Here is a 13,700-nt window from a genome sequence, read left to right as displayed (position 1 = left end):
CTAGGTCGTTGCTGTGCGTTTGTCGTGTAGCATCAGCCAGATGAGCGAGCCACCCGCCAGCAACAGGAACGGGATCATGGCATAGTTGACTGCCGCCCAGCCGTCGACAGGTGAGCCGCCAGAGCAGTTCATCAAGCCGCCCGAAGCAAGCGAGGCAACGGTTACACCGCCAAATACCAGCAGATCGTTCAGACCCTGCATGCGTCCGCGTTCATGCGGGGCATGCGCACCTGCAAGCATAGTGGTTGCGCCGATGAAGCCGAAGTTCCAGCCGATGCCTAGGAGGATAAGGGCGATGAAGAAGTTGCTCAGCTCGACGCCTTGAAGTGCAACAACTCCCGCCGCCCCGAGTATCGCAATGCCAAGGCCCACAATTCGCTCAACCCCGAAGCGGTTGATCAGATGGCCCGTAAAAAACGAGGGTGCGAACATGGCCAATACGTGGCCCGTGACTACAAAACCGGCAATCACTTTGAACATGGTGGAAGTCTCTTCACCTGCGAACATATCGGCAAAGAAGGGCGGCACGGATGTATCACCTGCAATGCCGCACCCGACCACGGCCAGCGGGGTGGAAGTCATCACAAGGTTCATCAATGCGTAAGATACCATGGCACAGATCACGGCAACGGCGATGCGCGGTGTGCGCAACAGCTCCATACGTGTGCGTCCGTGCGGCGCGTCAACGGAGGGGACAGGTGGTTTGGGAATGTCGATGAAGAAGAACATCAGCGAGCCTACGATGTTCAGTACAGCAACAGCCACATAAGTTCCGACAAATGGAATCGCAGTGAGGCTGAGCGAGGTGGCGGAGGCCAGTTGCGGCCCGATGATCGCAGAGACCAGACCACCGGCCATGACATAAGAGATCGCCTTGGCGCGGTATTCTTCCGAGGCCGTGTCAGCGGCGGCGAAACGGTAGAACCCTTGGGCGGACATATATATTCCCGTCAGGAACGAGCCCGCGAGGAAGATTGGAAAGGATGAGACATAAAGGCCGTAGGCCGCAATCAACGCCCCCGACGCGCCACCTGCTGCGCCAAGGAAGAACCCCGCACGGCGGCCAAAACGTTGCATGATCGCAGAGACTGGCGTCGCCGACAGCATGGACCCCAAAACGATCATCGAAATTGGCAAAGTTGCAAAACAGATGTTGGAGGCCAGCGATTGTCCCGCAAGCCCCCCCACAAGGAAGATCATCGGCATCTGCGCCCCAAGGAAGGCCTGTGCTGCAACCAGCACCATCACATTGCGCTTGGCGCGGGTATCGTCAATCATCGTCGCTTCCTTTGTTCTGCGACATGGCTACTCCCGCGAACGGAAGGGGGCAACCCCCGCCGCGCGTGTGCGGGAGGCTCTTGCACCTGCGGCACGCCACGCTCATGTTGCGCGGATGGGCGATGAACATCATATCCTTCTGCTTGCAGGCAGTTCCGAGGCACGGGGTATTGCCGAAGCGCTTAGCGCGCGCGGCCTGCGCTATACCGTCTGGCTGTCAGAGCCGCCGCGCGGGCCTGCGCCCTTGCCACAAGTACCCCAACTGCGCAGGTTCCCTGACGCGAGCGCGATGCAAGCGGCGCTGGCGCAAAAGGGGTTTACCGCCTTGATTGATGCGGGCCATGTTTTTGACCGCACTGCGAGGGAACAGGCAACCGCAGCGGCGACGGCGCTTGGACTGCCATTTTTGCGGGTTGAGCGCCCTGCATGGGACACCGCCGGACAATTACATTGGCAAACTGCGCCTGACGTAGCCTCAGCCAACAGGCTGATCCCGCAGGGCGCACGGGTGTTCTGCACAACGGGCTGGGACAGTTTGACCGACTACGCAGGGTTTCGCGGTGCGGTGCTGATGCTGCGCCAAACCCGCAAACATGACCGCCCCGCACCCTATCCATTTGTAGAGCTGATGTTTGGCGATCCGCCCTTTGATGCGCAGCAGGAGGAGGCGTTGTTTGCCAAGCTGGGCGTAGATGTTCTGGTTTGTCGGAATATTGGCGGGGCCGCCAGTCGGCCAAAACTGGATGCGGCCATTGCCCTTGGCCTTGATGTGATCCTGCTTGACCGACCTGCCCGATCAGGGCGGCTCCATGTGGTGGCAGATGTGGGGACTGCACTTAACTGGGTGGAAGAACTTTGATGCGGTTGATTGCAACAGAAAGCGATGTGGCTGAAGGAGCGGCATGGCTGGCGGTGCAAGAGCCACGCTTTGCCAGTGCTCTTGACCTTACAGGCCCTTTACCTTTGCGCCTTGCCCCTGACGGATTTGGTGCTTTGCTGAACAAGATCGTGAGCCAGCAAGTCTCGGTCGCCTCTGCGCGCGCTATATGGGGCAGAGTGGAGGCTGCGGGATTAGCCTCGCCCCACGCGGTGCGCAGCGCGACCGAGGATGACCTCAAAGCCGTTGGCCTCAGCCGCCCCAAGATGAAATATGCTCGTGCGTTGGCGGAGGCGGATATCGATTATGACGCGCTGCGCAATGCCTCTGACGCCAACGTCATCTCGTCGCTCACAGCCGTCTCCGGCATCGGGGTCTGGACCGCGCAGGTCTATGCCATGTTCAATCTGGGGCGCGTCGATGTCTTTGCCCCTGGCGATCTGGCGCTGCAAGAGGCGGTGCGCATGCTGTGGGATTTGCCTGCACGGCCCACGGCCAAGGAGCTTGAGCATCTGGCGCAGGACTGGTCGCCATGGCGGGCTGTTGCAGCGCGTCTGCTCTTCACATACTACGGAATTCAGAAAAATCGGGAAGGTATATCATGACACGAGTCCTCAACTCAGAACGCCGCGAACCATTGTCGGGGGAGACACGCTCGGTTGTGGTATTCCTGCATGGCTATGGCGCCAACGGTGCTGATCTTCTGGGCCTTGCCGATCCCTTGGGTGAGCATCTGCCCGATACGCTTTTCATCGCTCCTGATGCACCCGAAAGCGTTGCAGGCATGCCCAACGGCTATCAGTGGTTCCCGATCCCTTGGATTGACAACTCAAGCGAGGAAGAGAGTGCGCGGGGCATGGCAATGGCTGTGCAAGACCTCAACGCTTTCCTTGATGCGCTGATGGTGGATGAGGACGTATTGCCCGAGCAGGTCGTGCTCTTTGGCTTTTCGCAAGGGACCATGATGAGCTTGCACGTGGCCGCACGCCGCGAGGACGAGATCGCAGGTGTGGTGGCCATCGCAGGCCGTCTGCTTGACCCCGAAAGCCTCAAGGACGAGGCCGTTTCGCGTCCGCCAATCATGCTCATTCACGGGGACCAAGATGATGTGGTGCCGCCACAATCGCTGCCCGAAGCGGCAGAGGCGCTTCAAGAGGCGGGCTGGACCGATGTGTTTGCCCATATCATGAAAGGCACTGGCCACGGCATCGCGCCTGACGGGCTTTCTGTGGCGTTGGCCTTTATGCGTGACAAGCTGAACCTCTAAAACGCACGCGCCAGCACCCCAGTTCCCTGCGACATCTTGTGTTCACGTGAGGCTTGCCAGCCTGAAACCACGGGATATAGTCATGCCAAATTGGGATAGGATGGCGTGCAGATGGACGGCAATTTCAGAACCGAATTTACCCGAAGCCCCGCGGCGCTGAAAGACAGGCCCGCGCTGGTGCTGAATGCGGATTACCGGCCGCTGAGTTACTATCCGCTGTCGCTGTGGTCATGGCAGGATGCGGTGAAGGCCAAATACCTCGACCGTGTGGATATCGTGGCGGAGTATGATGACTGCGTCCATTCGCCCACTACGACACTGCGCATCCCTTCGGTTGTTGTGCTCAAGGACTATGTAAAACCACAAAAGCGCGTGGCCTTCACGCGCTTTAACTTATTTCTGCGTGATGAGTTCCGCTGCCAGTATTGTGGGGCCAAGGGTGATCTGACCTTTGACCATGTAGTGCCGCGTGCCGCTGGAGGCGTGACAAGCTGGCAAAACGTCGTGGCTGCATGCAGTCCGTGCAACCTGCGCAAAGGGTCCAAAGCATTGCACCAGACGGGATATTCCCTACGCAAGCCCCCACGCCAGCCTGATCCCGAAGCATTGCGTAACATGGGCCGCAAATTCCCGCCCGGGCATCTACACGACAGCTGGATGGATTTTCTCTATTGGGATGCGGAGTTGGAGGCCTGATTGGTCTTGGACATGAGCACGCTAGCGCGTGACCCTAAATTCAGAAACAGCCACCGATAAAGCATTCCGGTTGCGCGGCATCGCGGCAATTTCATGGCTTTGTGCTGAGTTGAAATCACAAGAGGGAAATAAATAGTCCTTTAAGTAAGCGACTTACGCGGAGTTGAACTGATTTTCCGCGATCATAATCATTTTATTAAAATGCCCCATTTCCGTCATCCGCTTTCGGTATCTTTTGCGAAATCGATGGAAGCAGGGACAGAACATGCCAGATCCAGCAATCTCGGAAATCAAATATCTTGGCGGCGGTACGCTTGATTTCCTCGAAGTGCGCATCCCTGACGATTATCCCGACCCGCAAAATTTGCGGTTGGTTATTTATGATCGAACCCACAGCGGCTCTACCACCGCGTCACCCTCGGCGGGTGACATTCACAATGTGACACTGGATGGCACCCTTTACACAGAAGATCTGAACGCCGATGGCGATGATGATGACGGCATTCTGCATTACACATTCGGCACCTCCGAGAACGGCACCAACATTGCGCTACACGCACTGGATGCGGTTGGGCTATATAACGCTGTCACGGGTGAGACTTACGGCCTCTATAACTGGAGTGGCACGCCCTATACCGTTTCCACAAATTCAGGCGATCCCTTTGCTGGGCAAACAGCGGCGCAGTTGGATAACACTGGACAGATTAATGGTGTTTCGTCGTTGGAGCTTCAGCCCGACGGCACCTATACCCTTGCGACCACGCCCGATCCTGGCAGCAGCTACATCTGCTTTACCGAAGGGACAAAAATCCTGACAGCGCTAGGGGAACAAGCGGTTGAAGCTTTGTGCATTGGCGATGAAGTGATCACCAAAGATTTTGGTGCACAAAAAGTCCGCTGGATTGGTAAGCGCAGGTTTGCAGGTCTGGGGCCAACCCACAAATCCATGCAACCTATTACCATAAAGGCACATGCTTTTGGCGCAGGTGTGCCAAGCTGTGATACCCGCCTGTCGCCCAATCACGCTGTCCTGAACGATCATTGGAAGGCGCCGATCTACTTTGGCGACAGGGAAGTTCTCACGGCAGCCAAAGGGCTGTTGAATGCTGATTACGCCTATCGCAGTTCAGTTCCGAGCGTGACCTATTATCATATCCTGCTGGACTGTCACAGCTTGATCCAGGCAAATGGTATGTGGTCTGAGAGCCTGTATCTAGGTGCTGAATGTATGGAAATGCTCTCCCCGCACAGCCGGTGCGAAGTATTCGATATCTTTCCTCAGCTTGCGGGAAATTTGGGTGGTTATGGGGACAGAGCGCGTCACCAGCTCAAATCGAAAGAAGCCGTTTTGTTGATCTGACCTGCAAGGCGTTTGCGCATGACAGGCAAAGCGTCAGACCCTCGGCTTCCTTACAAATCAAGCTCGATCCAGACTGGCACGTGATCTGAAGGCTTTTCACGGGCGCGAATGTCTTTGTCGATCTGGCAATCGCGCAGGCGGTCGGCGGTGTAGGGACACAGCAGGAAGTGGTCGATGCGGATGCCGTTGTTGCGGTTCCACGCACCTGCCTGATAGTCCCAAAAACTGTAATGGCCCGGCCCTTGGGTACGGGCGCGAAAGGCCTCCGTCAGCCCAATATTGAGCAGCCTGCGCCATTTATCGTGGCTTTCGGGGCGAAACAGCGCATCGCCGCGCCAGCTGTCGGGATTGGCAGAATCCTCATCCTGCGGAATGATGTTATAGTCACCTGCCATCAGAAATGGGGTTTCTTCGGCCAGCAATTCCTCGGCGCGGGCACGCAAACGGTCCATCCACGCCAACTTGTAAGCGTATTTGCCACCGTCGACAGGGCTGCCATCCTCATTCAACTCAACGGGGTTGCCATTGGGCAGGTACAGACCACACAGGCGCACAGAATGGCTGTCACCGACGACAGTCGCCTCGATATAGCGGGCTTGTTCGTCCATATCATCACCGGGAAGGCCGCGAGTGACGTCTTCCAACGGGAGCTTTGATAGAATGCCCACACCGTTGAATGATTTTTGCCCGTGCACTTCTACGTTATAGCCGCGGTCTTCGAAAATTTCGGTTGGAAATGCCTCATCCACAGATTTAATTTCCTGCAAAAGCACAACATCGGGCTGTGCCTCATCCAGCCAGTCGGGGAGGGCGTTAATGCGGGCCTTGATGCCGTTAATGTTGAATGTGGCGATCTTCATGGGGCAGGGCTCCTTTGACTGGCGTGCAAATGCTATCGCGCAAATGCTGCGGCAGGGCAAGGTGGCTGTGGGGCTGCGACGCAAACGCACGCCTGCAATGAATGGTGGCTTTTGGGCGTATTTTATGCGAAGTAGACAGGTATATACCACAGCGCGACGATGCGAGACGCTGGCGCAGAGGGTAAAGGCAAATCACCAAACGGGTGCATGCCCCATCCTGTTATACTGCGCCTTCTGACCGCATCTAAGCATACGACGTGATCCGGTTGACCATATGGCAGGTCCGTATGTTTAACCGTCCTAGCCAACGTGAGAAACGCCGGGCCGGGGAAAGATGGTTGGTAAAGATACTCAAAGTGTTGTTTTTGACGTGAGGGTCGAGAATGGCAATAAGCTTTGAAACGCTTTGCATCATTTCTCCGGCTCTGCGTCTATTTCTCTGACGCGGCCCACTCCCGATCATCTAGAAAACGATCTTATATGGAGAATGATGTGCCGCAGCCGCAGGAAGATGACGCATTGGGGTTCTCGATTACAAAACGGGCACCAATCAGCTCTTCGCTGAAATCGATCACTGCATTGGCAAGAAACGGCAGGGAAATGCTGTCCACAACTACTGTTTGACCATCGCCTGTCAGGACAAGGTCGTCTTCCTTTGCCTCGTCAAGCGCGATCTCGTACTGGAAACCCGAACACCCGCCGCCCTCTACTGCCACGCGCAGGGCTTTGCCTTCGGTGGCGGCGCCGATCTCTGACAAACGCTCAAACGCGCGCTTCGTCACTTTAGGGGGCAGGTTCATGGGGTCACTCCGCGATGTGTTTCCATTGTGGCTTAGTCGTAATATAGGATTGAGCCAAGCGGGGTACAAGCGCCGCGTTACAGGAGCCATACAATGCGTGCATCCTTTGCCTCCGATCCTGACCGCGTGCGTGGCAGGCGTGTCCATGAAGACGAGAGCAGCTTTCGATCCTGCTTTCAGCGTGACCGCGACCGGATTATCCATTCATCGGCATTCCGCAGGCTCAAGCATAAGACCCAAGTTTTCGTTGAACATGAAGGCGATTATTACCGCACGCGCCTGACCCATTCGATTGAAGTGGCCCAAGTGGCGCGAACCATTGCGGGGGCGCTCAAATTGAATGCAGAGCTGACCGAGGCGATTGCCCTTGCACATGATTTGGGCCATCCGCCTTTTGGGCACACGGGCGAAGATGCGCTTCATGCGCTGATGCAGCCATATGGCGGTTTCGACCACAACGCCCAAGCGATCAAGATTGTCACCTCGCTAGAGCAGCATTACGCTGATTTCGACGGGCTGAACCTGACATGGGAGACGCTGGAGGGCATCGCAAAGCACAACGGGCCCGTTGAAGGCGATCTGCCGCATGCGCTGGCCGACTATAATGCGCTGCACAATTTGGAACTGCATACCCATGCCAGTGCGGAGGCGCAGGTGGCCGCACTTTCGGATGACATCGCCTATAACAACCATGATCTGCATGACGGTCTGCGCGCAGGACTGTTCACCGAGGCCGATATTGCCCAGCTGCCCCTGCTGCGCGAGGCCTATGCGCAGGTAGACGCGCTTTATCCCGAACTGGACGCCTACCGCCGCCGCCACGAAGCACTGCGCCGCGTGTTTGGAGTCATGGTTGCCGATGTGATTGAGACATCTCAGGAGCGTCTCGACGCCTCCGGTGCAAGCTCGGTCGAAGAAATCCGCCATCTGGGGCGTCCGGTGATCTGCTTTTCAGATGCGATGTGGCGTGACTTGGGTGAAATCCGCCGCTTCTTGTTCACGCGTATGTACCGCGCCCCTGCGGTGATGAAAATCAGGGCCGAAGTTACGGGAGTGGTCGAAGATCTCTTTCCGCTATTTTTGGAAAAACCACAGCTTATGCCTTCTGAGTGGGCAAATTATATTGCTCATGCGGGAACAGACCGTACACTGTTGGCGCGGATTGTTGCTGACTACATTGCGGGCATGACCGACCGTTTTGCTCTGCAAGAACATGAACGCCTGATCGGCGGCACGCCCCGCGCCGGCGTGCAAACTGCACGTGGGACTTCAGGGAAGGGATCATAAATGCTGGATTTGAAAGCCGAGATAGTGACGACGCCGAAATTGCTGCTGCAAGGCAAACGGATCATCGTGTTGGGCGCCTGTAGCGGATTTGGGCGCAGCATCACACGCGCACTCGGCGCGTCTGGTGCGCAAGTTGTTGCAGCGGATGCAAATGGCGACGCGCTCAAACAGATTAAGGGTGCTGTGCCGCTGACGCTTAAGGGCACACCCGAAGAGGCATTGCGTCGCGTGGGCCGCGCGTGGGGCGAGGCCCGCCTTGACGCTGTCCTGAACCTGATGCCGCTGCGCCACCCTGACAAGCTGGACCTGAATGTAGCTGTGCTTCAGGGGATTGTTCAGGGATTTATGCCAGCCCTTTCCGCCTGTGAGGGGCAGATTTTAACTGTCGTGGCGCGGCCCGAGCAGGCGTTGGATGTGGGGGCAGGGGCGCTGGCCCCCGCACTTGTGTCAGCGCAAGCGGCTCTTGCCCATGCGCTGCGCCGTGACGGTATCACGCTCAACCTCATCAATGTCGGTGAAGGGGCGATTACACCTGCGCGTGCCGCTGTAGTCGGCCTTTTGGCAAAATCACTAGGCCCATTGACGGGGACAGAATTGCGCCTGTGATTGAAGGGGCCTGATTGACGCGCCCTGTCAGGGTGGTACATGACAGGTCACTTCACCCGCTGAGAGCATTGCAATGAACCTTTTCGCCGATATCCGCACCCTTGTTTTGACCGCACTTGATGCGATGGTTGCCGCTGGCGATTTGCCTGCGGGTCTGGTCACCGACAATGTCACAGCAGAGCCGCCGCGAGATGCCTCACACGGGGATATGGCAACCAATGCCGCGATGGTGCTGGCAAAACCCGCAGGCATGAAACCTCGCGATATTGCAGTCGAGCTTGCGCTGCTGCTGTCGCAAGATCCGCGTGTCACGCAGGCCGATGTGGCGGGGCCGGGGTTCATCAACCTTCGGTTGGCGCCGGACGTGTGGCAGCACGTCGCCCACGACGTTCTGGCCGCTGGCACGGATTATGGCCGTGGTGATCTGGGTGCGGGCCGGAGTGTGAATGTCGAATATGTATCAGCGAATCCGACAGGGCCGCTGCATGTCGGTCACACGCGCGGTGCCGTTTTTGGCGATGCACTGGCGAGCCTGTTGGCGTTTTCCGGCTGGGACGTGACGCGCGAATATGTGATCAACGATGGTGGCAACCAGATTGACGCTTTGGCGCGGTCGGTCTTTTTGCGGTACCAAGAGGCGCACGGTCAGACGGTGGCTTTTCCCGATGGGACATACCCTGGCGATTACCTGATCCCCGTTGGTCAAAAGCTTAAAGAGCAGGTGGGCGAGCAATATCTCGACCAGCCAGAGGATGTATGGCTCGTCCCGATCCGTAACTTTGCTACAGACGAAATGATGGAGCTGATCCGTGCCGACCTTGCGCTGCTTGGCGTCAAGATGGACCGCTTCTTTTCCGAGAAATCGCTTTATAACACGGGTAAAATCGAAGCCTGCCTTAAAAAGCTCGATGATATGGGCCTGATCTATCGTGGCACGCTTGAGCCGCCAAAAGGCAAGCTTCCCGATGATTACGAGGCGCGCGAGCAGACCCTGTTCAAATCCACCGAGTTTGGCGATGATCAAGACCGCCCGATCCAGAAAAACGACGGCACATGGACCTATTTCGCGCCCGATATCGCCTATCACAATGACAAGGTCGAGCGTGGCTATGACGCGTTGATCAACGTTTTTGGCGCGGATCACGGCGGCTATGTCAAACGGATGAAAGCGGCGGTGCATGCGCTCTCGGGTGGCAAAGTGCCGCTAGATATCAAGCTGACGCAGTTGGTTAAGCTCTTTAAAAACGGTGAAGAGTTCAAGATGTCCAAACGGGCAGGCAACTTTGTCTTGCTCAGTGACCTTATCAAAGAAGTGGGCAAGGATGTGACCCGCTTTGTCATGCTTACCCGCAAGAACGACGCACCGCTCGATTTCGATTTTGACAAGGTGACGGAGCAGTCGCGCGACAACCCAGTGTTTTATGTGCAATACGCCCATGCGCGGGTGGCCAGTGTGATGCGCAAGGCCGCAGAGGCAGGTATCGACGTAAGTGATGATGCGCTCAAGTCGGCGGATTTAAGCAAGCTGGACCATGAGGCTGAACTGGCGCTGCTTCGCAAAGTGGCAGAATGGCCGCGTTTGGTAGAGACGGCCGCGCGCAGCAACGAGCCGCACAGGATCGCCTTTTATCTCTATGAACTTGCAGGAGATTTGCACGGTTTCTGGAATCTCGGGAACTCAGAAACAAGCCTGCGGTTCATTCAGGAGGACGATCCTGCAACATCCCAAGCGAAAATCGCCCTCGCGCGGTCCGTTGCGATTGTAATTGCAGCAGGCTTGGGTATCCTTGGCGTAACTCCTGCGGAAGAGATGCGCTAAGCAGCCACCGCAGGGCAGCAGGCAACGACATATGATCCGTGCGGCACTGTATCGCGCGGACAGAGAGGCAACGATGGCAGATTACACACAATCCCCCCAAGGGGGCTTTGCTCCGCATGTGCACCCTGAATATTCAGTGCCGTCCAGCAATGCGATGGCAAAACTGACAAACCTGACTGGAGCCGTTGTGTCGCTGGCGCTGGTGATTGGTGTTGGTGTCTGGGGTTATAAGCTGCTGGTGCGCGACGTGAGCGGCATTCCTGTTGTCGCTGCAGCAAAAGGCGAGATGCGCGTGCGCCCTCAAGAGCCGGGTGGCGCTTTTGCCCAGCATCAAGGGTTGTCGGTGAATTCGGTTTCTGCCCTTGGAACCACGGATGATTTGGCGGAGGAAGTACGCCTTGCGCCGCGTCCAGTCGAGTTGGCCGAGGAAGACCAGCCCATGCCCGCCATGTCGCAAGTGGCCGCAGAGCAGGCACCTGTTGCTCAAGCTCCAACAGAGATTGTGGCGCAGGATCCGCAAATAGAAGCGCCAGCGGCTGAAGATATCGCAGCGGCCCTTGAGAGCGGGTCTGTCGAGAGCCTTGTGGCGCAGCTGACCAATGGTATCGCGCCCATGGACGATATGGAGGGCGAAAGCGCCCCTGTGCTCGCCTCGATTGAGACGCAGGATTTATCTGCCGCGTTGAGTGGCGAGGGCATGCGTGTCTCGTTGCGCCCGACATTGCGCCCCAAACGCAGTGCGGCAGCAGTGGCAGCAGTTCCTGCATCGGCGTCTTCAGCGATCAGCGGTATTGATCTGGATGCTGCTACCTTGCCTGCTGGCACACGGCTGGTGCAGCTTGGCGCCTTTGACAGCCCCGAGATTGCCCGTGCCCAGTGGGGAAAGCTGAACGCCCGTTTTGCGCCGTTTATGGAAGGCAAAATGCGGATTGTGATGGAAGCCAAGTCAGGCGGGCGCACATTCTACCGCTTGCGTGCTCAAGGGTTTGAAGACATCGGTGATGCACGGCGCTTCTGCTCTGCATTGGTTGCCGAAAGCGTGGACTGCATTCCTGTGGTAACACGATGAGCAGTTTTGGCGCGACGATCCTCGATGCAGAAGGCCTCCGCCTGACTGCCGAGGAAAAATCTCTGTTCCGCGACACAAAACCCTTCGGTTTTATCCTGTTTGCGCGCAACATTGATACACCTGATCAGGTACGTGCGCTCTGCGATGACTTCCGCGAAGCTGCGGGCCACAACGCACCGATCACTATTGACCAAGAGGGTGGTCGCGTCCAACGTCTGCGTGCGCCGACGTGGCGCGAATGGCTGCCGCCGATGAACTTCGTGCAAGCCGCTGGCGAGAATGCCGCCGAGGCGATGTACATCCGGTTTCGCCTTATTGCGCATGAGCTTTATGCCCTCGGGATCGATAGTAATTGCGCCCCCATGGTCGATGTCCCACGTGCCGACACCCATGAATTTCTCTATAACCGCTGCTATGGAACAGATGCGCGGGATGTCGCGCTCATGGGTCAGGCGGCAAATGACGGGATGCTGGCAGGCGGTGTTTTACCCGTGATCAAACACATTCCCGGCCATGGTCGCGCCACCGCTGACAGTCATTTCGAGTTGCCCCATGTGAGTGCGTCGCGTGAAGAGTTGGACCGTGTCGATTTCGCGCCCTTCAAACGCCTGCGCGACACGCCGATGGGAATGACCGCGCATGTGGTTTACGAAGCGATCGATTCTGCCCCTGCGACCCTGTCGTCGAAGATGATGAAAGTAATCCGTGAGGATATCGGTTTTGACAACCTGATCATGACAGACGACATCTCGATGAAAGCGCTCTCGGGTAATTTAGGCGATCTAAGCCGCGATGCGATTGCAGCAGGTTGTGATGTCATCCTGCATTGTAATGGCACATTGGCCGAACGCGCCGAAGTGGCCGCAGCGGCGGGTGAGATGAATGATGCCGCGCACCGTCGCGCCTTGCGTGCGCTCAGCTACCGGCAGACGCCCGATGATATTGACATTCCCGCCCTCGATGCGCAGCTTAGCGCACTTCTGGGCGAGGGTGTGCATGGCTGAGAATTTATTCGGGCAAGAGAGCGGATCAGTCGCGGAGCGCCTTGCTGCCGAGGCGCTGATCATTGACGTGGACGGGTTTGAAGGTCCGCTTGACCTGTTGCTGACCCTCAGCCGCACCCAGAAGGTCGATCTGCGCAAGATATCCGTGTTACAATTAGCGCGGCAATATCTGGCCTTTGTGGAAAAGGCGAAGGCGCTGCGATTGGAGCTTGCCGCTGACTATCTTGTGATGGCGGCATGGCTCGCGTTTCTTAAATCCCGCCTATTATTGCCCCCTGATCCGACCGAAGAAGGGCCGTCAGGCGAGGAGCTTGCCGCGCATCTGGCGTTTCAGCTTGAGCGTTTGGCAGCGATGCGCGACGTGGCCGCGCGGCTCATGGCGCGTGACCAGTTGGGGCGTGATTTCTTTGCGCGGGGCCAAACCCAAGTGGTAGAGCGGGTGCGCTCGGTTACCTATACTGCCACGTTGCTGGACTTGATGCAGGGCTATGCCCGCATTCGCACCCGCGATGATTTCCGACCCTTTGTGATGGACCGCGAAAAGGTCTTTACGATGGAGCAAGCCTTGGAGCGTATGCGCGGTCTTATCGGGTATGCGGGTGACTGGGGTGATCTGATGAGCTTCTTGCCCGAAGGATGGGAAAGCGATCCGGTCAAACGCCGCTCGGCCACTGCGGCGACGTTTGCGGCATCGCTGGAACTGGTCAAAGAGGGCCGTTTGGAAATCCGTCAAAGCGAGAGTTTTGCGCCTATCCAGTTGCGAAAGAGAGATTAAGA

General features: G+C 57.3%; 14 protein-coding genes. 11 read left to right on the top strand and 3 right to left on the bottom strand.

The window, feature by feature from the left end; translation table 11 throughout:
* Positions 1 to 1,278: an MFS transporter gene (locus Q0775_RS00565; protein ID WP_298857108.1), complete on the bottom strand. Its 1,278-nt coding sequence runs from the start codon at positions 1,276 to 1,278 to the stop codon at positions 1 to 3.
* Here Q0775_RS00565 and Q0775_RS00560 point away from each other — a divergent pair.
* The 5 genes from Q0775_RS00560 to Q0775_RS00540 all read left to right on the top strand — a co-directional run bounded on the left by Q0775_RS00560 (position 1,256) and on the right by Q0775_RS00540 (position 5,478).
* Positions 1,256 to 2,137: a precorrin-6A/cobalt-precorrin-6A reductase gene (locus Q0775_RS00560; protein WP_298857106.1), complete on the top strand. Its 882-nt coding sequence runs from the start codon at positions 1,256 to 1,258 to the stop codon at positions 2,135 to 2,137. The genes Q0775_RS00565 and Q0775_RS00560 overlap by 23 nt on opposite strands.
* Positions 2,137 to 2,760: a DNA-3-methyladenine glycosylase 2 family protein gene (locus Q0775_RS00555; RefSeq protein WP_298857105.1), complete on the top strand. Its 624-nt coding sequence runs from the start codon at positions 2,137 to 2,139 to the stop codon at positions 2,758 to 2,760. The genes Q0775_RS00560 and Q0775_RS00555 overlap by 1 nt, the downstream gene beginning before the upstream one ends.
* The gene (locus Q0775_RS00550) at positions 2,757 to 3,422 is read left to right on the top strand and encodes an alpha/beta fold hydrolase (protein WP_298857103.1); all 666 of its coding nucleotides are present in this window, start codon (positions 2,757 to 2,759) and stop codon (positions 3,420 to 3,422) included. The genes Q0775_RS00555 and Q0775_RS00550 overlap by 4 nt, the downstream gene beginning before the upstream one ends.
* A gap of 111 nt (positions 3,423 to 3,533) precedes the next feature.
* A complete protein-coding gene (locus Q0775_RS00545) occupies positions 3,534 to 4,118 on the top strand; it encodes an HNH endonuclease (RefSeq protein WP_298857101.1) in 585 nt (194 codons plus the stop codon).
* A 265-nt stretch (positions 4,119 to 4,383) separates the two neighbouring features.
* Positions 4,384 to 5,478: a Hint domain-containing protein gene (locus tag Q0775_RS00540; protein ID WP_298857099.1), complete on the top strand. Its 1,095-nt coding sequence runs from the start codon at positions 4,384 to 4,386 to the stop codon at positions 5,476 to 5,478.
* 50 nt (positions 5,479 to 5,528) lie between these two features.
* Here the strand turns inward: Q0775_RS00540 and xth are convergent, their stop codons facing one another.
* Together xth and Q0775_RS00530 are read right to left on the bottom strand one after the other, a co-directional pair.
* Complete coding sequence (gene xth / locus Q0775_RS00535; protein WP_298857097.1) at positions 5,529 to 6,338, bottom strand: exodeoxyribonuclease III; 810 nt, start codon at positions 6,336 to 6,338, stop codon at positions 5,529 to 5,531.
* A 476-nt stretch (positions 6,339 to 6,814) separates the two neighbouring features.
* On the bottom strand, positions 6,815 to 7,138 hold the full coding sequence (locus Q0775_RS00530; protein ID WP_298857095.1) for an iron-sulfur cluster assembly accessory protein: 324 nt from the start codon (positions 7,136 to 7,138) through the stop codon (positions 6,815 to 6,817).
* Between the two features lie 93 nt (positions 7,139 to 7,231).
* On the opposite strand from Q0775_RS00530, the gene Q0775_RS00525 reads away from it, so the two are divergent.
* From Q0775_RS00525 to Q0775_RS00500, 6 genes are all read left to right on the top strand, one after another.
* A complete protein-coding gene (locus Q0775_RS00525) occupies positions 7,232 to 8,425 on the top strand; it encodes a deoxyguanosinetriphosphate triphosphohydrolase (protein WP_298857093.1) in 1,194 nt (397 codons plus the stop codon).
* Positions 8,426 to 9,031: a hypothetical protein gene (locus tag Q0775_RS00520; RefSeq protein ID WP_298857091.1), complete on the top strand. Its 606-nt coding sequence runs from the start codon at positions 8,426 to 8,428 to the stop codon at positions 9,029 to 9,031.
* A gap of 73 nt (positions 9,032 to 9,104) precedes the next feature.
* Entirely contained in the window at positions 9,105 to 10,850 is a 1,746-nt protein-coding gene (argS, locus tag Q0775_RS00515) for an arginine--tRNA ligase (protein ID WP_298857089.1), read from the top strand.
* A 73-nt stretch (positions 10,851 to 10,923) separates the two neighbouring features.
* Entirely contained in the window at positions 10,924 to 11,919 is a 996-nt protein-coding gene (locus tag Q0775_RS00510) for an SPOR domain-containing protein (protein ID WP_298857087.1), read from the top strand.
* Positions 11,916 to 12,923: a beta-N-acetylhexosaminidase gene (gene nagZ / locus Q0775_RS00505; RefSeq protein ID WP_298857085.1), complete on the top strand. Its 1,008-nt coding sequence runs from the start codon at positions 11,916 to 11,918 to the stop codon at positions 12,921 to 12,923. Before Q0775_RS00510 ends, nagZ begins: the two co-directional genes overlap by 4 nt.
* Positions 12,916 to 13,698, top strand: coding sequence for a ScpA family protein (locus Q0775_RS00500; protein WP_298857083.1), 783 nt, complete (start codon positions 12,916 to 12,918; stop codon positions 13,696 to 13,698). Before nagZ ends, Q0775_RS00500 begins: the two co-directional genes overlap by 8 nt.
* The last annotated feature ends 2 nt before the right edge of the window (positions 13,699 to 13,700 follow it).

It is taken from the genome of uncultured Sulfitobacter sp. (genome assembly GCF_947499945.1).
Taxonomy (GTDB): domain Bacteria; phylum Pseudomonadota; class Alphaproteobacteria; order Rhodobacterales; family Rhodobacteraceae; genus Sulfitobacter.
Note: the sequence above shows the minus strand (reverse complement) of the source record. Positions and strands in the feature narration are given on the sequence as shown.